General features: G+C 68.9%; 26 protein-coding genes. 19 read left to right on the forward strand and 7 right to left on the reverse strand.

Annotation, left to right across the window (positions count from 1 at the left end):
* Nucleotides 1–56 precede the first annotated feature (56 nt).
* The 5 genes from ACIQ1T_RS14525 (at nt 57) to ACIQ1T_RS14545 (ending at nt 3,403) form a co-directional block, all read left to right on the forward strand.
* Complete coding sequence (locus ACIQ1T_RS14525; RefSeq protein ID WP_395945260.1) at nt 57–1,058, forward strand: MJ0042-type zinc finger domain-containing protein; 1,002 nt, start codon at nt 57–59, stop codon at nt 1,056–1,058.
* The gene (locus tag ACIQ1T_RS14530; RefSeq protein ID WP_395945261.1) at nt 1,051–1,584 is read left to right on the forward strand and encodes a phosphoribosyltransferase; all 534 of its coding nucleotides are present in this window, start codon (nt 1,051–1,053) and stop codon (nt 1,582–1,584) included. Before ACIQ1T_RS14525 ends, ACIQ1T_RS14530 begins: the two co-directional genes overlap by 8 nt.
* 121 nt (nt 1,585–1,705) lie before the next feature.
* Complete coding sequence (gene rplU, locus ACIQ1T_RS14535) at nt 1,706–2,260, forward strand: 50S ribosomal protein L21 (protein WP_395945262.1); 555 nt, start codon at nt 1,706–1,708, stop codon at nt 2,258–2,260.
* A 98-nt stretch (nt 2,261–2,358) separates the two neighbouring features.
* Nucleotides 2,359–2,646 carry a 50S ribosomal protein L27 gene (rpmA, locus tag ACIQ1T_RS14540; protein ID WP_395945263.1) on the forward strand — a complete coding sequence of 96 codons (288 nt, stop codon included), beginning with the start codon at nt 2,359–2,361 and terminating at the stop codon, nt 2,644–2,646.
* 223 nt (nt 2,647–2,869) lie between these two features.
* Nucleotides 2,870–3,403, forward strand: coding sequence for a GNAT family N-acetyltransferase (locus ACIQ1T_RS14545; protein ID WP_395945264.1), 534 nt, complete (start codon nt 2,870–2,872; stop codon nt 3,401–3,403).
* 18 nt (nt 3,404–3,421) lie between these two features.
* Here ACIQ1T_RS14545 and ACIQ1T_RS14550 read toward each other — a convergent pair whose 3' ends face one another.
* The 3 genes from ACIQ1T_RS14550 to ACIQ1T_RS14560 form a co-directional block, all read right to left on the reverse strand.
* Nucleotides 3,422–3,616 carry a hypothetical protein gene (locus ACIQ1T_RS14550; protein ID WP_395945265.1) on the reverse strand — a complete coding sequence of 65 codons (195 nt, stop codon included), beginning with the start codon at nt 3,614–3,616 and terminating at the stop codon, nt 3,422–3,424.
* A gap of 132 nt (nt 3,617–3,748) precedes the next feature.
* The gene (locus tag ACIQ1T_RS14555) at nt 3,749–4,273 is read right to left on the reverse strand and encodes a BA14K family protein (RefSeq protein WP_395945266.1); all 525 of its coding nucleotides are present in this window, start codon (nt 4,271–4,273) and stop codon (nt 3,749–3,751) included.
* 70 nt (nt 4,274–4,343) lie between these two features.
* Nucleotides 4,344–4,856 (reverse strand): hypothetical protein, encoded by a 513-nt coding sequence (locus ACIQ1T_RS14560; protein WP_395945267.1) that lies wholly within the window; start codon nt 4,854–4,856, stop codon nt 4,344–4,346.
* Between the two features lie 220 nt (nt 4,857–5,076).
* On the opposite strand from ACIQ1T_RS14560, the gene ACIQ1T_RS14565 reads away from it, so the two are divergent.
* On the forward strand, nt 5,077–6,279 hold the full coding sequence (locus ACIQ1T_RS14565) for a threonine ammonia-lyase (protein WP_395945268.1): 1,203 nt from the start codon (nt 5,077–5,079) through the stop codon (nt 6,277–6,279).
* Nucleotides 6,260–6,778, forward strand: a complete 519-nt coding sequence (locus ACIQ1T_RS14570; RefSeq protein WP_395945269.1) for an FKBP-type peptidyl-prolyl cis-trans isomerase — start codon at nt 6,260–6,262, stop codon at nt 6,776–6,778. Before ACIQ1T_RS14565 ends, ACIQ1T_RS14570 begins: the two co-directional genes overlap by 20 nt.
* 316 nt (nt 6,779–7,094) lie before the next feature.
* On the opposite strand, the gene queG is transcribed toward ACIQ1T_RS14570, so the two are convergent.
* The 3 genes from queG to ACIQ1T_RS14585 all read right to left on the reverse strand — a co-directional run bounded on the left by queG (nt 7,095) and on the right by ACIQ1T_RS14585 (nt 10,174).
* Nucleotides 7,095–8,225 carry a tRNA epoxyqueuosine(34) reductase QueG gene (queG, locus tag ACIQ1T_RS14575; protein WP_395945270.1) on the reverse strand — a complete coding sequence of 377 codons (1,131 nt, stop codon included), beginning with the start codon at nt 8,223–8,225 and terminating at the stop codon, nt 7,095–7,097.
* 210 nt (nt 8,226–8,435) lie between these two features.
* Nucleotides 8,436–9,122: a glutathione S-transferase family protein gene (locus tag ACIQ1T_RS14580; RefSeq protein WP_395945271.1), complete on the reverse strand. Its 687-nt coding sequence runs from the start codon at nt 9,120–9,122 to the stop codon at nt 8,436–8,438.
* 56 nt (nt 9,123–9,178) lie between these two features.
* Nucleotides 9,179–10,174: a cation diffusion facilitator family transporter gene (locus ACIQ1T_RS14585; protein ID WP_395945272.1), complete on the reverse strand. Its 996-nt coding sequence runs from the start codon at nt 10,172–10,174 to the stop codon at nt 9,179–9,181.
* A 139-nt stretch (nt 10,175–10,313) separates the two neighbouring features.
* Between ACIQ1T_RS14585 and ACIQ1T_RS14590 the strand changes: the two genes are divergently transcribed.
* The 12 genes from ACIQ1T_RS14590 to ACIQ1T_RS14645 are packed head-to-tail and all read left to right on the forward strand — an operon-like array spanning nt 10,314 to nt 20,074.
* Nucleotides 10,314–11,483, forward strand: coding sequence for a citrate/2-methylcitrate synthase (locus ACIQ1T_RS14590; protein WP_395945273.1), 1,170 nt, complete (start codon nt 10,314–10,316; stop codon nt 11,481–11,483).
* A 25-nt stretch (nt 11,484–11,508) separates the two neighbouring features.
* A complete protein-coding gene (locus tag ACIQ1T_RS14595; protein WP_395945274.1) occupies nt 11,509–12,309 on the forward strand; it encodes an undecaprenyl-diphosphate phosphatase in 801 nt (266 codons plus the stop codon).
* 38 nt (nt 12,310–12,347) lie between these two features.
* Entirely contained in the window at nt 12,348–13,259 is a 912-nt protein-coding gene (locus ACIQ1T_RS14600; RefSeq protein WP_395945275.1) for a class I SAM-dependent methyltransferase, read from the forward strand.
* A gap of 32 nt (nt 13,260–13,291) precedes the next feature.
* On the forward strand, nt 13,292–14,041 hold the full coding sequence (locus ACIQ1T_RS14605) for a pseudouridine synthase (RefSeq protein ID WP_395945276.1): 750 nt from the start codon (nt 13,292–13,294) through the stop codon (nt 14,039–14,041).
* A gap of 31 nt (nt 14,042–14,072) precedes the next feature.
* Nucleotides 14,073–15,287, forward strand: coding sequence for an NAD(P)/FAD-dependent oxidoreductase (locus tag ACIQ1T_RS14610; protein WP_395945277.1), 1,215 nt, complete (start codon nt 14,073–14,075; stop codon nt 15,285–15,287).
* A gap of 18 nt (nt 15,288–15,305) precedes the next feature.
* Nucleotides 15,306–15,569 (forward strand): type II toxin-antitoxin system Phd/YefM family antitoxin, encoded by a 264-nt coding sequence (locus ACIQ1T_RS14615; RefSeq protein WP_395945278.1) that lies wholly within the window; start codon nt 15,306–15,308, stop codon nt 15,567–15,569.
* Nucleotides 15,566–15,979, forward strand: a complete 414-nt coding sequence (locus tag ACIQ1T_RS14620) for a type II toxin-antitoxin system VapC family toxin (protein ID WP_395945279.1) — start codon at nt 15,566–15,568, stop codon at nt 15,977–15,979. Before ACIQ1T_RS14615 ends, ACIQ1T_RS14620 begins: the two co-directional genes overlap by 4 nt.
* Nucleotides 15,976–16,617, forward strand: coding sequence for a phosphoribosylanthranilate isomerase (locus tag ACIQ1T_RS14625; protein ID WP_395945280.1), 642 nt, complete (start codon nt 15,976–15,978; stop codon nt 16,615–16,617). Before ACIQ1T_RS14620 ends, ACIQ1T_RS14625 begins: the two co-directional genes overlap by 4 nt.
* 32 nt (nt 16,618–16,649) lie before the next feature.
* Nucleotides 16,650–17,867, forward strand: a complete 1,218-nt coding sequence (trpB, locus tag ACIQ1T_RS14630) for a tryptophan synthase subunit beta (protein ID WP_395945281.1) — start codon at nt 16,650–16,652, stop codon at nt 17,865–17,867.
* Nucleotides 17,864–18,334 (forward strand): hypothetical protein, encoded by a 471-nt coding sequence (locus tag ACIQ1T_RS14635; protein ID WP_395945282.1) that lies wholly within the window; start codon nt 17,864–17,866, stop codon nt 18,332–18,334. The genes trpB and ACIQ1T_RS14635 overlap by 4 nt, the downstream gene beginning before the upstream one ends.
* Nucleotides 18,331–19,173, forward strand: a complete 843-nt coding sequence (gene trpA, locus ACIQ1T_RS14640; RefSeq protein ID WP_395945283.1) for a tryptophan synthase subunit alpha — start codon at nt 18,331–18,333, stop codon at nt 19,171–19,173. Before ACIQ1T_RS14635 ends, trpA begins: the two co-directional genes overlap by 4 nt.
* A gap of 10 nt (nt 19,174–19,183) precedes the next feature.
* On the forward strand, nt 19,184–20,074 hold the full coding sequence (locus ACIQ1T_RS14645) for an acetyl-CoA carboxylase carboxyltransferase subunit beta (protein ID WP_395945284.1): 891 nt from the start codon (nt 19,184–19,186) through the stop codon (nt 20,072–20,074).
* On the opposite strand, the gene ACIQ1T_RS14650 is transcribed toward ACIQ1T_RS14645, so the two are convergent.
* A complete protein-coding gene (locus ACIQ1T_RS14650; protein WP_395945285.1) occupies nt 20,029–20,472 on the reverse strand; it encodes a DoxX family protein in 444 nt (147 codons plus the stop codon). The two genes, ACIQ1T_RS14645 and ACIQ1T_RS14650, sit on opposite strands and share 46 nt — an antisense overlap.
* Between the last annotated feature and the right edge of the window lie 28 nt (nt 20,473–20,500).

Raw genomic sequence — 20,500 nt, forward strand, 5'->3', positions numbered from 1 at the left:
GACAAGGCGCGAGATCGCGCCTTACAGGAGGGGGCGACAGCCTCGCAGTCAGCCACATGATACTGACCTGCCCCGCCTGCGCCACCAGCTATTTCATTCGCGACGACGCGATGGGGCCGAACGGCCGCAAGGTCCGTTGCAAGACCTGCGGCGAAGTCTGGCACGCCAGCAACGACGAGCCGCTGGAATTGAGCCTGGAGCCCGAGGCCGCAGCATCCGAGCCGGCGTCGGCGCCCGAGGTCCACAGCCTGGCGGAAACCCCGGCGCCCGAACTGCCCAAGGCCTTCCGCGCCCGCGCCGAACAGCAGCGCCGTGTCCGCCGCGCCGCCACCCACGGGGTGGTCTGGGCCGGTCTGGCCAGCGCCTTCGTCGGCCTGATCGTTTCGGCCTTCCTGTTCCGCGTCGAGGTGGTCGAGGCCTTCCCCCGCGCCGCCGCCGCCTATGCCGCTGTGGGCACGCCGGTCAATCCGATCGGCCTGGACTTCGAGGCCATGAGCGCCAAGGAAGTCCCCAATCATCCGGGCATGGTCCTGGTGTCCGGCGCCCTGCGCAATGTCCGCGACGCCGAGATCGTCGCTCCGCCGGTCCGCGTGGCCCTGCTGGACGAGCATGGCGCCGAGGTCGGCTTCAAGGTGGTCGCCATCGATGCGGCGCCGGTCCTGCCCGGCAAGGTCCAGGGCTTCGCCGTCATGATCCCGGATCCCGGCGGTCACGGCGCCGACATCGGCGTCAACTTCGTCGCCGCGCCCGAGGCTCACGGCTCGGATCACGCCAGACCGGCTGTTCCGGCCGGGTCTGCAGATCACGGCGAAGACCACGCCGCGCCGTCGCATGGTCCCGCGCCTGCGGCCAAGGCGGCGGGCAAGGCCGACCCGCATGGGCCTGCAGCCGCCCCGGCGGCCCACGCCACGACGGTGGCGTCCGCCTCGAATGGGCTGCGTTCGGCCGTTGCGCCGGGCATGGGCGGGCACGCCAGCGACGCCCCGATCGAGGCCAAGCCGATTCCGGTGGTGGACAGGGGCCACGGCGAGGCGGTATCCGCCTCGCATCATGGCTGATCCCTCCCCGAAGCCGACCGTCCTCCTCGCCGAGGCCGACATCGCCCGCGTCGTGGCGGACCTCGCCGCGCGCATCGCTCCCGTCATCGACGACGAGACGGTCGCCGCCGTGCTGCTGACCGGCGGTCTGTGGTTCGCCGCCGACCTGACCCGCGCCCTGTCGCGCGTCGGCAGGAATGTCCGTTTCGACGCCCTGTGGCTGGCCTCTTATGGCGACGACAAGACCAGCCGGGGCAAGATCGACGTCTACGCCCCGTTCCAGCGCCCCATCGCCGGGCGTCGGGTGCTGATCCTCGACGACGTGTTCGACACCGGCCTGTCGCTGGCCGAGGCGGTGCGGATCGCCAAAGAGGCCGGGGCGTCCGAGGTCCTGACCTGCGTCTTCGCCCGCAAGCCCTGGCCCGCCCCTCGTGCACCAGAGCCGGACTTCGTCGGCTGGGAGGCTCCCAACCGGTTCCTGGTCGGCTATGGGCTCGACAACGCTGGCGGATTGCGTGGCCTTCCGGACATCTGCGCGCTGGACTGACGATAAAGCGGCCGGTTCGGCGTTGACTCTCGGACGCCCTTCCGTATATGTCGCCGCTCTTCGCCACCGGGGGTGTCTCCGGGGGGCGTATCTTTTTTTGCGTTTGCGCTGAGGCTTCAACATGTACGCGGTGATCAAGACCGGCGGCAAGCAGTACCGGGTCCAACCGGGCGACACCATCGTCGTCGAAAAGCTCGACGGCGACGCCGGCGCGGAGCTGAAGTTCGACAGCGTCCTGATGCTGGGCGGCGACAAGGGCGTGACCCTGGGCGCCCCGCTGATCGACGGCGCCTTCGTCGGCGCGACCCTGATCGAAACCCGCAAGGGCGAGAAGATCAAGATCTTCAAGAAGACCCGTCGCCAGGGCTATCGCCGTACGAACGGCCATCGCCAGCAGGAATCGGTTCTGCGCATCACCGGCATCGAAGGCGCCGGCGAGACCGCCAAGTGGGACGGCAAGATCGAGCTGACCACCAAGGCCGAGATCAATCTGCGGGCCCGCAACCTGGCCACCCGTGACGCGACCTCCTCGCTGGGTTCGACCGAGACGGTCGTGACCGACGTGGACGGCGCCGAGGTCAAGGGCGTCGTGGTCGAGAGCTCGGCTCCCGCCAAGAAGGCCCCGGCCAAGAAGAAGGCCGCCGCCAAGACCGAAGCTTCGGGCGACGAAGCCTAAGACATTCACCGGCGCCTCACCGCGCCAGACCAGTTATTGTGGCGTCCTCAAGTAGGCCGAAAGGCCGATAGGACACCAAAGAGAGACGGAGCATTACGATGGCTCACAAGAAATCCGGTGGTTCGTCGCGTAACGGTCGCGACTCCCAGTCGAAGCGCCTCGGCGTGAAGAAGTATGGCGGCGAGCGCGTGCTGGCCGGCAACATCATCGTGCGTCAGCGCGGCACCACCTTCCACCCGGGTGAGAACATCGGCATGGGCCGCGACCACACCCTGTTCGCCCTCGCCCAGGGCGCGGTGAAATTCACCAAAAAGGCCAATGGCCGTTGTTACGTTTCGGTCCTCGCGGCCAACGACGACGCCGCTCAGGCGATGGCCGCCGAGTAACGCAGTCTGGATTTCACCGGATCGCGTTGCTCCCGAAGCAGCCGATCCGGACCAGGGAAATATTTCCGCGGGGAGTCTGGATCACCAGGCTCCCCGTTTGCGTTTCCCCGCCTCGAAGACCGCCCGAGCCCTCCAAGGAGGCGGTCGCGACAAGCGAATGACAGCCGAAAGTGGCCACCGGTTTCGGCGCCCGTCATTCGCCAACGTTAGAGAGGCGATTGCTATGTGCGTCATTGAAACCTCCCCCGTCGTCGAGACGCGGCGTCTGGTGCTGCGCGCGCCCATGCCCCAGGACGCCCCGCGCATCGCGGCCCTGGCCAATGATCTCGACATCGCCCGCATGACCAAGCGGATGCCGCACCCGTTCCACATGGGCCACGCCGACGACTTCGTGCTGCAGGTCGCGTCGCAGGACCCGGCGCGGGCCAACACCTTCGTCATCGACCACGAGGACGCCGGCCCCATCGGGGTCATCGGCCTGTTCGAGGGGGAGGATCGGGTGCCGGAGACCGGCTACTGGATCGGGCGGGACTACTGGGGGCGGGGCTTCGCCACCGAGGCCCTGGACGGCGCCCTGGTCTGGGCCAGCCGCAAGTGGAAGCGCCGGGCCCTGATCGCCGGGCATTTCGCCGACAACCCCGCCTCGGGGCGCGTGCTGGAGAAGGCGGGCTTCCTCTATACGGGCGAAACCCGCCGGGCCTGGAGCCAGGCGCGGCGGGCGGAAGCGGATACGCGGATGATGGTGTGGCTGGCCTGATCGGTCAGCCGCTCTAGCCTATCCGGCGAGGCTGGGGCCGTAGATGGCGGCGGCGCCGACCAGGCCCGCGACCAGCATGGCCACGGCGCCGGAGACGAAGGCCATCACGGTCCTGGCCCGGCGACGGCGCATTCCGCCGGCGCGATACTGACGGATCAGCACCGTGGGGCCCCGCGTGAAGGCTTCTGAACCGATGATGTTGTGCTGGGACAAGAACGCGCTCCCCCGGACTGTCGCTCGAAGCGGCGATCAGTCGGGGGCGGACGCGGCCAGAAGATGGCGATCCGCGTTACCGGGGTCGCATCTTCGTGAGAGGTTGAATCCCTTGAGGTTCGCCGTGCGAGCCTAGCCGCAGAATATCAACTGCCCGCTGTAGGCGCGGTAGTAGCCGCTGGCGGGGTCATAGGAGCGGTAGGTCGCGCGGCACCAGTCGATGCGGCGGCCGTCGCGGCCCGGACCATAGGCCTGGCCGTAGCGGGGTCCGTAACCGTAACCCCCGCCGGGATAGATCAGGTCGGGACGGCCGTAGGCGCCGGGATAGACGGCCGCGCCCTGGCTGTAGCCGTAGCGGCCGTAGCTGTGGCCATGGGCGTAGCGGCCGCCGGAGGTGTAATAACCCCGATCCCGATAGGGCCGCTGGTCTCGCCAGGCGGCGCCGCAGTCGGCCCTGTTGGCGTCCCAATAGCGGTCGCAACGATAGTCGCCCGGACGATCCGCCTGGCCGTTGAAGTCGTAGCGACCGCCGTAGCCATAGCTCGCGGGGTGGTCATAGGCGCGCGCATCGCTTCGCCAGCCGTAATTCCGGGCCTGGGCCAGGACGGGCGAAGAGGTGAGGGTCGCAAGGGCGACCGCGATCAGAACGGGTCTCATGGTTAATCCCCAAGGTCGGCCGAAAGGCCGGGGCGGATGGGAACGCTTACTGGAGACTCTAGGGCAGGGCTTACAGGGTGACGTTGACCACGCGGCCGCCGCGGGTGTCGACATGGCGCATCAGGACCAGCGGCCCCTCGGCGCCCGGGGCGGTGACCGGCACGATCAGGAACCAGCCGCCGTCGGGCAGGCCGGTGAAGCGAAAGCCGTTGTCGACGCAGGTCTCGGACCGGACGAAGGTGCTGTAGTTGGCGTTGGCGTCCGGCACGGTGCGGGCGCGAACCACGGCCGCAGGCACGGCGGCTCGCTCGGTCGAGCCGTACAGGGTGCGGAAGCGGGCGCGGGTATAGGGGGTGTCAGGCGTCAGACCGGCGGAGGCGGCGCAGGTCCAGGCCTTGCCGTCCTGGCGATAGGCGATGCGGCCCTCGATGGCGGCCTGGCCCACGCGGTCGGACCAGGCGAAGTCGGCCGTATTGAAGACGGCGGGTCCGCCGACCGGGGTTCCTGTCGGATAGGTGGTCGGGGCGCAGGCGGCCAGGGCCGAGACGGCCAGGGCTGCGGCGGCGAGTTTGCGGATAGACATCAGGGCTTCCTCCGGAAATCCGGGCACCCCCGGGGGAGGGCGTGGGTCCCGGACGGGATCGTGGACAGGTCGCGGGGAGCGACGCCCCGACTATCGCACGACCCATAACGCGACTTCCACGGTCAAGGTTGCGGCCTCTGGACCGGGAACCGACAAAGCGCGAAAGATGCGGGAGATTTTTCGTCGGGCGGCAGGTCCGGCGGCAGTAGGGATTAGCCGGATGACCGTCACCTTCGCCGATATAGAGGCCGCGCGCGGCCGAATCGCCGGTCAGGTCGACCACACCCCGACCCGCTATTCCCGCAAGCTGTCGCAGCTGACCGGGGCCGAGGTCTGGGTCAAGTTCGACAATCTGCACTTCACCGGCAGCTTCAAGGAGCGGGGCGCGCTGAATCGTCTGCTGCTGCTGAGTCCTGAGGAGCGCAAACGCGGAGTGGTGGCGGCCAGCGCGGGGAACCACGCCCAGGCCCTGGCCTATCACGGCGGGCGGCTGGGCGTGCCGGTGACCATCGTCATGCCGGAGGGCACCCCCTTCGCCAAGATCAACGGCACCCGGTCGCATGGGGCGACGGTGGTGATCCACGGCCTGGATTTCACCGGCTCGACCGAGGAAGCCAAGCGGCTGGAGGCCGAGAAGGGCTATGTCTTCGTCTCGGCCTTCGACGACGAGGGGATCGTGGCGGGGCAGGGCGTCTGCGCCATCGAATTCCTGGAGGACGCGCCCGAGATCGAGGCCATGATCGTGCCGATCGGCGGCGGCGGCCTGATCGCCGGCTGCGCCATCGCCGCCAAGGCCATGAAGCCGGGGATCAAGGTGTTCGGGGTCGAGGCGGCGCGCTATCCGTCCTTCACCGCCAAAAGGGCGGGCCTGCCGCCGGTCTGCACCGGCCAGACCATCGCCGAGGGCATAGCCATCAAGGCGGTAGGCGACATTCCCTTCGGCCTGGCCGACGCCCTGATCGACGAGGTCTTCGTGGTGGACGAGGCCGACTTCGAACGCGGCGTCTCCTTCATGGCGACGATGGAGAAGACGGTCTGCGAGGGCGCCGGCGCCGGCGGTCTGGCGACCCTGCTGCGGAACCCCGAGCGGTTTCAGGGCATGAAGGTCGGGATCGAGCTGACCGGCGGAAATATCGACGCGCGGATGCTGGCCGTGGTGCTGAACCGCGAGATGGTCCGTGAACGGAGGTTGATCGTCTATCGCATTCTGGGCGACGACCGGCCGGGAATGCTGTCGGCCATGGCGGCGGTGATCGGCGGCCTGGGCGGAAACATCATCGACGTGGTCCACAACCGGCTGGCGCTCGACGTGCCGGCCAAGGGCGCCGAGTTCGACATCATGGTCGAAACGCGCGATAGCGCCCACGCCGACGAGATCGGCGAAGCCTTGAAGGAACGCGGCTATGAACTTCGGATGGGGTAGGGCGGCGTTGATCGCGGCCTTCTTGCTGGCGGGCTGCGGCCGGTCCGAGCCGGTCGATCCGAATGCGGGCAAGGCCGAAGCCGCCGCCTTCATGGAGAAGAACTCCAAGGAAGACGGCGTCCAGACCCTGCCCAGCGGCCTGCAGTACAAGGTGGTCCAGTCGGGGCCGCCGGGAAGCGTCAGCCCGGACCGCAATGACCTGGTCAAGGTCGATTACGAGGGCAAGCTGGTCGACAACACCGTGTTCGACAGCTCGTTCGCGCGCGGGGCGCCGGCGATCTTCACGCCCGAGACCGTGGTCCCCGGCTGGACCGAGGCGCTGCAGAAGATGCGCGTCGGCGACGAATGGATCCTCTATGTGCCGCCGGCCCTGGGTTATGGCGAAAGAGGCGGCGGAAGCGACATCCCGCCCAATGCGGTGCTGATCTTCCGGCTGAAGCTGCTGGACGTGGCCAAGGCGCCGGGCGGCGGATCGGGTGTTGGGACGGGGATGGGGTGATCCGTTGATCTGGGGCTCTTTCCCGGGACATGGGGAAAAGCCGGTGGGGCGGCGGCCGAGTTGCACTCGGAAAATTCGAGTGCAACGAGTCCAGCTCTAAACAATTCATTGTTCTGAAACGGAAAATATTGGGCGGAGCGATTGTGCTGCGCAACCCGGTGCAATCGCGTGGCGGATGAAGCCTCTCCCGCGTCCGACCAGGCTCGATGGCGATGTCAAAGAATTGACGCCCATTTAGTCCGATCTCGATCCCTGCGGCGTCGATCGTGATTCCGCCTGGACAGGTGTCTGAAAAGACGTCGATCCGTCTTCGAAATTAGGCGCGCCGACGCCATTCGGCCAGGACCTGGGGGTCCGTCTCGACCGCGCCGTCCGACAGGGCGGCGAAGTCCGGCGCCGGCATCAGTCGCGACAGGGCCCAGACGGCCGAGCCGCGCACGAGGGGCGAGGGGTCGTCCAGCAGGGCCTGGGTCGGGGCGATCAGGCCGGCGTCGCCGGAGTTGCCGACGGCATAGAGGACGTTCCTCATGAACCGATCACGGCCGATCCGCTTGACCGGGCTCTTGGTGAACAGGGCGCGGAAGGCGGCGTCGTCGAGCGCCAGCAGGTCGGACAGGCGCGGGCTCTCGAAGGCGGGGCGCGGCGCCAGCCGGATCTCGCGGGCTTCCTGGGCGAACTTGTTCCACGGGCAGGCGGCCAGACAGTCGTCGCAGCCATAGAGGCGCGACCCGGTCATGACCCGGAATTCCTCTGGCCAGGGACCGGCGAATTCGATGGTCAGATAGGAGAGGCAGCGCCGGGCGTCGAGCTGGAACGGGGCCGGGAAGGCGTTCGTGGGACAGGCGTCGAGACAGGCGGTGCAGCGGCCGCAGTGTTCCGTCTCGGCCTCGTCCGGTGCGATGTCGGCGACGGTCAGGATCGTGCCCAGGAACAGCCAGTTGCCGTGGGTGCGGCTGAGCAGATTGGTGTGTTTGCCCTGCCAGCCCAGGCCGGCGCGCTGGGCCAACGGCTTTTCCATTAGGGGGGCGGTGTCGACGAAGACCTTGAGGTCGGCGCCGTTGCGGGCGGCGATCTGGCCCGCCAGCTGTTTCAGCCGACCCTTGATGAGCTCGTGATAGTCGTCGCCGCGGGCATAGACGGAGATATAGCCGGCCGACCGGTCCTGAAGCTGGTCCAGCGGGTTGTCCTCGGGGCCGTAGTTCATGCCCAGGACGATGGCGGTCTTGGCCTGGTCCCACATGGCGGTGGGGTGATGGCGGCGGTCCAGGGTGGTCTGCATCCACTCCATCTCGCCGTGACGGCCTTCATCGACGAATTCGCGCAGTCGCTCGCCGGCCGGCCAGGCGTCGGCCGCCGAGGCGAAACGGCAGACGTCGAAGCCGAGCTCGGCCGCGCGCTGGCGGATGAAGGTTTTCAGGCGGTCGGACACGGGCGGGGGATAGCACACTGTCTCACCCGCACAGAGTGGGGAGCTACTCGCCTTTCCCTCCCCGTTCCGGGGAGGGTGGTCGCGCGGCGACCGGGTGGGGCGGCCCGGCAGGGACGCACTGACTTGATGGGAACAAGGGCTGTGGGGTTTTGCTCTGCCGCCCCCACCCGACCTCGCTACGCTCGGCCATCCTCCCCCGCAGGGGAGGGAGAGGCGCCTATCGCGTATTCAGAAATCCAGGTCCGCGTACCAGGCCGAGGGGGGAACGCCGACAAACCGGTCGCCCAGCAGGGGGCGGAAACAGGGGCGGGACTTGATCTTGGAATACCAGGTCTTCAGCGACAGCCAGTTGGCCCACTGGACCTCGCCGAAATAGTCGAGCACCGACAGGTGGGCGGCGGCGATCAGGTCGGCCTGGGTCAGGCGGCGGCCGGCCAGCCAGTCGCGGGTGGCGGCCAGTTCGTCCAGCATGGCCAGATGGGTCTTCAGGGCGTCGCGGCCGTCGCGCAGGGCGCGGGCCTCGGGCGGGCCGAGCTTGAGCAGGGGCTTCTCCATCCGCTCGTGCAGAAGGACGGCGTCGACCTCGTCGGTGAAACGGCGTTCGAACCAGCCGGTCAGGCGACGCGCCTCGGCCCGTTCGGCGGCGTCCAGCGGCAGCAGCAGGTCGCCCTTCTGATGGTCCTCGATCCAGCCCAGGATCGCCGGCAGTTCGCACAGGGTCAGGGGGCGGCCGCGCTCGGTCGTCTGGAACACCGGCGGCAGGCCCGACGGATTCAGGTCGTGGACGGGGCAGTCGTCTTCCCACGGACGGACCGGGGCGTCTTCCCATTCGATCCGCGCCTCGCCCAGCGCCAGGCGCGCGGCGCGCGAGGCGGGGTGGAAGGGGAAGTGGAAGAGGACGCTGGAACCGGACATCAACACTTGATGCGCCGACACCCGTTAAACTGGCGTTTACCGCGTGGTCTTCCGCGTCAGGACCAGGGGCCTTTGGGGCGCGACGCGGTGAGGGTTTCTGCGGGCGGCTTGTCCGCCGGGGTCTCGGCATAGACGCCGCCATGCGGGAGGGCGCGGCCGCGCGGGTCGGCGTGGATCAGGATGTCTGCGGCCGGATAGTGGCTGAGCACGCGGGTCTCGGCCTCGACGACGATGGCGTGGGCGGCGTCCAGCGTCAGCTCGGGGTCGAGGTCGACGTGCATCTGGATCATCATCACCTGGCCGGCCATGCGGGTGCGCAACTGGTGGACGCCCGAGATGCGGGGGTCGGCCAGAACGGCCTGGGTCACGGCGGCGCGGTCGCCTTCCGGCACGGCGCGGTCCAGCAGATGGTCGGCGGCGGCCTTCAGCATGCCGGTTGCGCCCCAGAACAGCCAGACCGCGACGACCAGGCCGGCGGCGGCGTCCAGACCCGGCGCGCCGAGGAAGGCGCCCGAGACCACGCCGATCAGCACCACCAGATTGGCGGCGAGATCGGCGGCGTAGTGGGCGCGGTCGCCGGCGACGGCGAGAGAGCCGGTCTTCTTCAGGGCGCGGGTCTGCATCCACACCAGCCAGGCGGTGATGGCGATGGAGGCGATCACCACCCCGGTCGCCCACCCGCCCGAGCCGACAGGGCGAGGATCGAAGATGCGCTGGATTCCCTCCCAGCCGATGAAGACGGCCGAGGCGAAGACCAGTCCGGCCTGGACCAGGGCGGCCAGGGCCTCGCCCTTGCCGTGGCCGTAGCGGTGGTCCTCGTCCGGCGGGGCGGCGGCCCAGCGCACGGCGAAGAAGGTGGCGAGCGAGGCGACCAGGTCCAGCACCGAGTCCGCCAGGGTCGCCAGGATCGAGACCGAGCCTGAAGCGCCCAGGGCGAAGGCCTTGAGCGCGATCAGCACCACGGCGACTCCGACAGACAGGCGCGTGATGCGTCGGGTGGCGAGGTGGGCGTCCTCGAGGGGCGCGGGCGTGGGGGCGGAGGGCGTCGTCATTCGTGTCTCTTGTCGCGCAATCGTGGCGGAATGCCAACCGCAGCGCCCCGATTCGACCGGCTTGGCCGTTAGGGTTAAGGACACCAAACGGCGCTATGTCGGTTTCCGTTCACTCGGCTGAGCATTTCGTGGGGACGACATGACTTCTGACGAACGCTGGATCGCAAGAAGCGAGGCCCTGACCCGGCTGGGGGTCAAGGCCCAGACCCTGTACGCCTATGTCAGCCGGGGCCGGATCGCGGCCCGGCCCGATCCGACCGACCCCCGTCGCAGCCTGTACGCCGTCGCTGATGTGGCCCGGCTGTGCGGCGACGATGCGGGCGAGGCAGATCGGCACGAGGTGCGGGCGCCGGTGCTGGGCGCGGCGGCGCGGGGCGAGGCGGACATCCTGTCGTCCGTGTCCCTGATCGCCGACGGGCGGCTGTTCTATCGCGGCCTGGACGCGGCGCAGCTGGCCGAGACCGTCACCATCGAGACGGCGGCCCGCACCCTGTGGGATGCGCGGGAGACCGACCCCTTCGCGGAGTTGAAGCCCCGGATCGACCCCATTGTCGGCGGTGCGACCCAGAGACGGGTGCTGGCCGTGCTGGGGCGACGCGCCATAGAGGACCGGTCGTTGCGGGCGCATGATCCCGTCAGTCTGAGGCGCGAGGCCGCGTCGCTGCTGAGCGAGGTGGTCGACAGTGTCTCGGGACCGGGGCCGCGTCTCTATCTGCATCAGAGGCTGGCGCGCGGCTTCAAGTTGGTGGAGCGCGACAGTTCCCTGATCCGTCGCGCCCTGGTGCTGGGCGCCGACGCCGGGCTGGACGAGGCGGTGCTGGCGACGCGGGCGGCGGCCGGCGGCGGCGCGCCCCTGGCCGGGGCCGTGCTGGCCGGGGCGACGACCCTGGCGGGGCCGCCGCTGTCGGAGCTGGACGACGTGGTCGCCTATGTCGGCGAGGCGCGACGCGATCCAGCCGGCGCGGCGCGACGCTGGATCGGGCTGCGCGGCGGGGCGCCCGGGTTCGGCGATACGGAATTCGGGCGGATCGATCCCCGCGCCCAGGCCCTGCTGACGGCGGCGGATCTGCCCGCCGACCTGACGGCGGTCTGGACCGAGGGCGAGGCGGCCGGGGGGCAGACGGCCGATTTCGGCCTGGCCCTGGCCCTGGTGGCGCGTCGACTGGACCTGGGACCGACGGGGGCGGCGGACCTGCTGATGCTGGGGCGTATGGTCGGTCTGCTGGCCCATGCGCTGGATCAGGCGACGGACGGCTCGCCTATCCGGGCGAGATTGCGCTATGTGGGACCCGAGCCGGGCTCCCACTGACCACACCGGCTGACACGGGGATCACATGTCTGACTGGCTTGCGGCGATCATTCTCGGCCTGGTCGAGGGCTTGACCGAGTTCATACCGGTGTCCTCCACCGGCCATATGCTTTTGCTCGGCCATTTCATGGGCTTCGAAAGTTCGGGCAAGACCTTCGAGATCGTCATCCAGCTGGGCGCCCTGCTCGCCATCATCAGCGTCTATTTTAAGCGACTGTGGACCCTGGCGACGCGCTGGCCCTTCGATCCCGAGGCGCGGCGGTTCCTGATCGGCCTGTTGATCGCCTTCCTGCCCGCCGTGGTCATCGGCTTCCTGGCCTATGATTTCATCAAGACCGTGCTGTTCGAGACGCCGCAGGTGGTGTGCATCGCCCTGATCGTCGGGGGGATCATCCTGCTGGCGCTGGACCGGATGGACAAGCGGCCCAAATGGCTGGACGCCGAGGCCTATCCGATGCGGATCTATTTCCTGATCGGCCTGGCCCAGTGCCTGGCCATGATCCCCGGGGTGTCGCGTTCGGGCGCCACCATCGCCGGCGGCCTGCTGCTGAAGACCGACAAGCGGTCGGCGGCCGAGTTCAGCTTCTTTCTCGCCCTGCCCACCATGGGCGCGGCCGTGGCCTATGATCTGCTGAAGAACCACAAGACGCTGGATTTCAGCGACCTGGGCCTGATCGCCGTCGGCTTCGTCGTGGCCTTCCTGTCGGCCCTGGTGGTGGTGCGGTTCCTGCTGGACTTCGTGTCCAAGCGTGGCTTCGGCGTCTTCGCCTGGTGGCGGATCGTGGTCGGGGTCGTGGGTCTGGTCCTGCTGCAGGCCGGCTTCTGAGACTGGCGGTCCGCTCTGCCTGGGGTTAAGGGCGGGGCATGACCACGCTTCTCTACGGCCGGCCGCCGGTCGTCTTCGACCCGCCCGGCGACGCGACCCAGACCTCGCCCCTGATTCCGGACTCCGCCGCCCTGGAGGCCCAGACGCCCGGTTCAGCCGATTCCGTCATGATCTACGCCCCGCCCGGCGTGCTGGAACGCCGCTATGTCCTGGCCCTGGCGCTGAAGGCGCTGAAGGTCGGCGGTCGGCTGGACGTGATGGCGCCCAAGGACAAGGGCGGGTCGCGCCTGGGCAAGGAGCTGAAGGCCTTCGGGGTCGAGGTCGCCGAGACCGCCAAGGCCCACCATCGCCGCTGCGTCGTCTTCCGGCCCGAGACGGCCGAGGGGCTGGACGAGGCGATCGAGGCGGCCATTGTGGCCGGCGGGCCCCGGATCGTGCCGGGGCTGGAGGCCTGGTCGCAGCCGGGGATCTTCGCCTGGGACCGGATCGATCCGGGCTCGGCCCTGCTGGCCGAACACCTGCCGCCGATGAAGGGCGAGGGGGTCGATCTGGGCTGCGGCTACGGCGCCCTGGCGACGGTGGTGTTGCGCTCGCCGGCGGTGACCAAGCTGAAGCTGGTCGATCTGGACCGCCGCGCCATCCGCGCGGCGCGCGAGAACATCACGGATGACCGGGCCAAGGTCTGGTGGTCGGACGCCCGGACGCTGGAGGCCAAGGGCGATAAGGATTTCGTGGTCAGCAACCCGCCCTTCCACGACGGCGGCGCCGAGGACCGGCGGCTGGGCCAGGCCTTCATCCGCAAGGCGGCCGAACTGCTCAAGAAGGGCGGCGTCGCCTGGATCGTGGCCAACCGCCACCTGCCCTATGAGGCGGAATTGAACGCCGCTTTCAAGCGGGTGCGGCTGGTCGCCGAGGCGGGCGGTTACAAGCTGTTTGAGGCGGTGAAGTGACCGCGCTCAAGCAGCCCGAAGGGCGATAGCGCATGAAAAAAGTTCCGACGTCGAGGGTCGACCGCCTGCTGGGCTCGATGGGCTATGGCTCGCGGGCCGAGATGGCGCGGATGGCCAAGGCGGGCGGGATCGTGCTGGACGGTGCGGATCTGACCGACGTGTCGAAGCGGATCCCGGTGACGCCGGACCTGCCGAGCCGGATGGAAATCGACGGCGAGCCGCTGGACCCGGTTCAGGGCCTGGTGCTGATGCTGAACAAGCCGCTGGGCATGACCTGCTCCCACAAGGAGGAGGGGGCGCTGGTCTATGACATCCTGCCCGACCGGTGGCGCCGGCGGGATCCGGCCATCTCGACCATCGGGCGGCTGGACAAACAGACCACGGGCCTGCTGCTGCTGACCGACGACGGCGACCTGCTGCACCGGGTCATCTCGCCCAAACGCCATGTGGCCAAGGTCTATCGCGCCGGTCTGGCCCGGCCGCTGGACGGGGCCGAGGGCGCCTTGTTCGCCGCCGGGGAGCTGGTGCTGGAGGGGGACGACAAGCCGCTGTCGCCGGCGGTTCTGGAAGTCGTGTCGCCGACCGAGGCCCTGCTGACCGTCACCGAGGGGCGGTATCACCAGGTGCGCCGGATGTTCGCCGCCGTCGGCAACCACGTCGAGACCCTGCACCGCGAGCGGATGGGCGGGCTGGCCCTGCCCGACGACCTGGCGCCCGGACAGCAGCGGCTGCTGACGCCGGACGAAATCGCGTCGATCTTCGCGGAACCGACCGCCGTCTGACGATCTATGGCTCCGCTGAGGCGGAGGCGAGATGACCGGCGCGACGACCAAACGGGACCTGAGAACGGGACGTTCGCTGTGGGCCGACAGCCCCGGCCTGGGCGTGAGGGCCCGGTCCCTGACCGAGGCGATTTCTGTCGATGTGGCCATCGTCGGGGCCGGGATCAGCGGCGCCTTCATGGCGCATGAACTGGCGCGCGATCATTCGGTGGCGGTGCTGGACCGGCGTCCGCCGTTGATGGGTTCGACCCTGGCCTCGACCGCCCTGTTGCAGTGGGAGATCGACCTGCCGTTGACGGCCCTGGCCGGACGGATCGGCATGGCCAAGGCGCATCGGGCCTATCGCCGGTCACGGTCGGCGGTCGACGCCCTGAAGCGGATCGTGGCCCAGGAAGGGATCCGGTGCGGTCTAAAGCCGAAACAAGCCCTGTATCTGGCCGGCGACGAATACGGCCATCGCGCCCTGGAGGCCGAGGCCGAGGCGCGGGCGGCCATGGGGCTGGAGAGCCGTTATCTCGGCCCGGCGGACCTGCGGGCGCGGTTCGGCGTCGAGCGGACCGGCGCCATCCTGTCGGACGGTTCGGCCAGCGCCGATCCCGCACGGCTGGCGGCGGGTCTGCTGCGGCGGGCCATCGAGAACGGGGCGCGGGTGTGGTCGCCGGTAGAGGTGCTGGAGGCGGTCGAGGACCCGGACGGGGTGACCCTGCTGACCGACGCCGGTCACGCGGTGCGGGCGAAGAAGGTCGTCTTCTGCTGCGGCTACGAGTTTCCCAAGGGCGTGCCGACGCCCGGCGCCGAGGTGATCTCGACCTGGGCCATGGCGTCGAAGGCCCGGACGCGATGTCCGGCCTGGCTGCGCGACATGCTGGTCTGGGAGGCGTCGGATCCGTACCTCTATCTGCGCATGGGCGGGGACGGACGGCTGATCGTCGGCGGTGAGGACGAGGCGTCGGCGACCGCGCACGAGGATCCGGCCAAACTGGTCCGCAAATGCGAGACCCTGACCCACAAGCTGCGCCGCCTGTTGCCCGAGGTCGACTTCGAGGTCGATTATGTTTGGGCCGGCGCCTTCGGTGAAAGCGCCACCGGCCTGCCGCAGATCGGGCCGGTCGAAGGGATGAACCACGTCCACGCCGTCATGGGCTTCGGCGGCAACGGCATCACCTATTCGGTCATCGCCTCGCAGGTGGTCGGGCGGGCGGTGCGGGGCGAGGCGGATCCGGACGGGGATCTGTACCGGGCCTGATGGACTCTCGGGCGTCAGATGGCTATCTTGATGGCCATGTCCAGCTATTCCGTCGCCGAGGCCAAGAACAACCTGCCCAAGCTGCTGGATCGCATGCTGGCGGGTGAAGAGGTCGTGATCACGCGTCGTGGCAAGCCGATCGCGCGTTTGACGCCCGAGGTCGAGAAGCCGGTCGGTTTCAAGATCGATGTGGATTGGCTGGAGCAGAACCGGGTGCGGACGCTCAAGCCGACTGATGCGGTCGAGACCATTCGCGAACTGCGCGACGGCTATCGCTATTGATCGCCTATCCCGACACCAGCGTCCTGGTCGCGGCCCTGACGGTCGACGACCAGACCGAGCGCGCCATGCGTTGGCTGAGAAGCGGCCCAATCCTGCTGACCAGCACCTGGACGCTCGCCGAGTTCAGTTCTGCGCTGGCGCTGCAGCAGAGACAGAAGCGGATAGACGCCAAGGGCGCATCTGCGGCCGAGGACATGCTGGACTTCATCATGAGGGCCGAATCGCCGAAGCCTGTCCTGCCCGATGATATGGTCGAGGCGCGAAGAGTCGTGAGGGAACTCGGCTTTCTGCGGGCGCCAGATGCGTTGCACCTGGTCATCTGCCGGCGACTGGGGACCGCGATGGCGTCTCTCGACACGAAGTTGAACGAGGGCGCGCTCGCGGTCGGCGTCGCCTTGGTGGACCTATGACGCCTCTGATCAAGATCTGCGGCCTGACCACGGCCGACACCGTGGACGCCGCCCTGGACGGCGGGGCGGACTTCGTGGGGGCGGTGGTGTTTCCCAGGAGCCCGCGGCACATCGCGCCCGAGGCCGCTGCGACCCTGTTCGAACGGGCGCGTGGGCGGGCCAGGATCGTGGCGGTGACGGTCGATCCCGACGACGCCCTGCTGGCGGAGATCGCGCGGACGCTGAAGCCGGATTTCATCCAGTTGCACGGATCCGAGACGGCGGCGCGGGCCGAGGCGGTGCGGGGGTTGACGGGCGCGGGGGTGATCAAGGCCCTGCCGATCCGGCATGGCGACGACTTCGCCGCCGCCGACGAATGGGACTATCACGCCGACCATCTGATGTTCGACGCCAGGCCGCCCGAGGGTTCGGTCCTGCCGGGCGGGGTGGGGCGCAGTTTCGACTGGACCCTGTTGGCGGACCGGGTGTTCAGACACCCCTGGTTCCTGGCCGGCGGGTTGAACCCGGACAATGTGGCCGAGGCGCTGAGAATCTCGGGCGCGCCGATGGTGGACGTGTCCTCTGGCGTCGAAAGCGCGCCGGGTGTTAAGGACGCCGGCCGGATCGCGGCCTTCATCGAGGCTGTGCGCCGGTCGTAATTCCGACGCCTGCCTGCGTGAAAGCTGACCTCGTGACCGCACCAACGCTTCCCAACACCTACGCCTGGCCTGACGCCGAGGGCCGTTTCGGCCCCTATGGCGGCCGTTTCGTCGCCGAAACCCTGATGCCGCTGATCCACGAACTGGACGCGGCCTATGCGGCGGCCAAGGCGGATCCGAGCTTTCAGGCCGAGTTGGACGGCTATCTGGAACACTATGTCGGCCGTGAGAGCCCGCTGTATTTCGCCGAGCGCCTGACGGAACATTTCGGCGGGGCCAACATCTGGCTGAAGCGCGAGGACCTGAATCACACGGGCGCGCACAAGATCAACAACTGCATGGGCCAGATCCTGCTGGCGCGGCGCATGGGCAAGACCCGGATCATCGCCGAGACCGGCGCCGGCCAGCACGGGGTCGCCTCGGCCACCGTCTCGGCCCGGTTCGGCCTGCCCTGCACCGTTTATATGGGGGCGGTGGACGTGGAGCGGCAGCAGCCCAACGTCTTCCGGATGCGCCTGCTGGGGTCGGAGGTCTTCTCGGTTACGGCCGGCGCGGCGACCCTGAAGGACGCGATGAACGAGGCGATGCGCGATTGGGTCACCAATGTCGCCGATACCTATTACATCATCGGCACCGCCGCCGGCCCGGCCCCCTATCCGGCCATGGTCCGCGACTTCCAGTCGGTGATCGGCAAGGAGATTAAGGTCCAGGCCCAGGCCCAGATGGGCAAACTGCCCGAGGCGGTGGTGGCCTGTATCGGCGGCGGGTCCAACGCCATCGGCGCCTTCCACCCCTTCATCGAGGACGAGGCCGTGCGGCTGATCGGGGTCGAGGCGGCGGGATACGGCCTGGATACGCCGGACCATGCGGCCAGCCTGAAGGGCGGGCGGCCCGGCGTGCTGCACGGCAACCGCACCTATCTGCTGCAGGACGACGACGGCAACATCGTCGAGGGCCATTCGATCTCGGCCGGTCTGGACTATCCGGGCATCGGGCCGGAGCATGCCTGGCTGCACGACATCGGCCGGGCCGAATATCGCTCGGCGACCGACGCCGAGGCGCTGGAGGCCTTCCAGCTGTGCTCGAAACTGGAGGGGATCATCCCCGCCCTGGAACCGGCCCACGCCCTGGCGCGGACCGGCGAGATCGCCCGGGAAGTCGGCAAGGGCGGCGACGTCGTCCTGCTGATGTCGGGCCGTGGCGACAAGGACATCTTCCAGGTCGCGAAACATCTGGGAGTCGAGCTGTGATCCGCATTCTTCTGACGGCGGCCGCCGCCCTGACGCTCTCGACCGCCGCCCAGGCGCAACAGTCGCCCGCGCCAGCGGCTCAGGGCGGTCCGGCCGATGTCGGTCTGCTGCCCGGCGCGGCCTTGTCGGCCGATTGCGGCGGGCTGAACAATCTGGCCGGTCGCGCCTGGTGCGTGACCGCCCCCCTCGGCCAGGTCGGCGCCCTGGCCGAAGCCTATATCGCCAACCTGGAGACCCAGGGCTGGCTGGCGGCCGGCGGCGACGAGAACCGCGTCGTCCTGGTCAAGCGGCGCGACGGCGGCGGCTGCGACGGGATGCAGATGGTCGCCTTCTACGACACCGCCAAGATCGCCGTGGCCGAGACGCCGGGCTATCTGGGGTTCGCCATTGTGCCGGGCGACGTCTGCGCCACGGCCACGCCCGCAGCGCCGTCAGACGGCGCCGCCGCAGGGACCGTGCCCCAATGACCACCGCCCGTATCGACGCCCGTTTCGCCGCGCTGAAGGCCGAGGGTCGCGCCGCCTTCATTCCCTATGTGATGGGGGGCGATCCGACGCCCGAAGGGGCGCTGGAGATCCTGCGCGGTCTGCCCGCCGCCGGGGCCGACATCATCGAACTGGGCTTTCCCTTCTCGGATCCGATGGCCGAGGGACCGCCGATCCAGAAGGCCGCCATCCGGGGCCTGAAGGCCGGGTTCGGCCTGCGTAGCACCATGGATCTGGCGCGGGAGTTCCGGAAGTCGGACGACGCGACGCCGATCATCCTGATGGGCTATCTGAACCCGATCGAGAGCCTGGGCTATGACGCCTTCGCCGCCTATGCGGCCGACTGCGGCGTCGACGGCCTGATCGTGGTCGATTGTCCGCCGGAAGAGGCGGCGCCCCTGGTCGCGGCGTTGGACAAGGCAGCGATCTCGCTGATCCGCCTGGCCACCCCGACCTCGGACGATGACCGGCTGAAGATCGTGGTCCAGGGCACCTCGGGCTTCGTCTATTATGTCGCCGTCGCCGGGGTGACCGGGGTCAAGGAGGCCGAGGCCGAGGTCGTCGCCCCGGCGGTCGAACGCGTGCGCAAGGCCTCGGGCCTGCCGGTCGCGGTCGGGTTCGGCATCAAGACGCCCGAACGGGCGGCGGCCATCGCCCGCGTCGCGGACGCCGTCGTGGTGGGGTCGGCCCTGGTCGACGAGGTCGCCTTCGCGCTGGAGGCGAACGAACCGGTCGCCTCGCGCGTTCTGGCCAAGGTGAAGTTGCTGGGCGACGCGGTCAGATCGGTCCGCACTAGTGCTTCCGTAGCGGAAACGGTCTAAGAGCCCGCCCATGATCGACAAGAACAAGCCGCAGGAAAAACGCGGCGGATGGCTGAGCCGCTTCGCGCCCGGCGTCCGCAAGATCGTTTCTCGCCGGGACACGCCGGACAATCTCTGGGTCAAGGATCCCGATACGGGCGAGATGCTCTATCGTTCGGACCTGGAGGCCTCGCTGTGGGTGACACCGTCGGGCCGTCATATGCGGATCGACGCGCCGACGCGTCTGCGCGCCACTTTCGACGGCGGCAAATACGAGTCCATCGACACGCCGGACGTGCCCGAGGATCCGCTGAAATTCTCGGACGGCAAGCCCTACAAGGATCGCCTGAGCGCCGCGCGCAAGGCGGCGGGCCGCAAGGACACCATGGCCATCGGCTATGGCGTGGTCGGCGGTCAGGACGCCGTGGTCATCGTCCAGGACTTCACCTTCATGGGCGGGTCGCTGGGCATGGCGGCGGGCGAGGCCTTCATCAAGGCCGCGCGCGAGGCCGTGGCCCGCAAGGTCCCGATGATCTGTTTCACCGCCGCTGGCGGCGCGCGGATGCAGGAAGGCGCCCTGTCGCTGATGCAGATGGCGCGCACCACCCTGGCCATCGATGAGCTGAAGGATGCGAAACTGCCCTACGCCGTGGTCCTGACGGATCCGACCACGGGCGGGGTGACGGCCTCCTACGCCATGCTGGGCGATGTTCACCTGGCAGAGCCGGGCGCCCTGATCGGCTTCGCCGGTCCGCGCGTGATCGAGGCCACCATCCGCGAGAAACTGCCGCCGGGCTTCCAGCGCGCCGAATATCTGCAGGAGAAGGGCATGGTCGACCAGGTCGTCGTGCGCGCCGATCTGCCGCGCGTCTTGGGTCAGATCCTCTCCATGCTGATGGGCGCAACCCGCGCTGCGGCCTGAGGTCGTCTGAAGGGCCAGTCGATCGCAGTCGAGGCCCACAGACACCACCAGACAATGACCGGCTGAAACAGCAGGCGCGGGCCGTGATAGGCCCAGCCCAGACCTGTTCCTGACGTCAGGCCGTCCATGGCGTGCTTGATGTTGGCCGGAAAGACGCAGACGGCGTAGAGGGCCAGGGCCCAGCCGGCGGCGCGGCGCAGGCGCGGGATCATCAGTCCCGTCGCGCCCAGCAACTCGGCCAGGCCCGTCAGGCGGACGACGGTTTGCGGATCCGGCACCCAGTGCGGCGTGATGCGCAGGAACGGGCCGGGCACGATCAGATGCAGCAGACCCGCCCCGAGAAAGACGAGGGCCAGGACGATCCGGGCGATTGTTCGGACGTCTGGTCTGGAAGTCATGTCGCCGTCCTTGTGATCTGCCGCTAAA

This window comes from Brevundimonas sp. (assembly GCF_044336875.1).
Taxonomy (GTDB): domain Bacteria; phylum Pseudomonadota; class Alphaproteobacteria; order Caulobacterales; family Caulobacteraceae; genus Brevundimonas.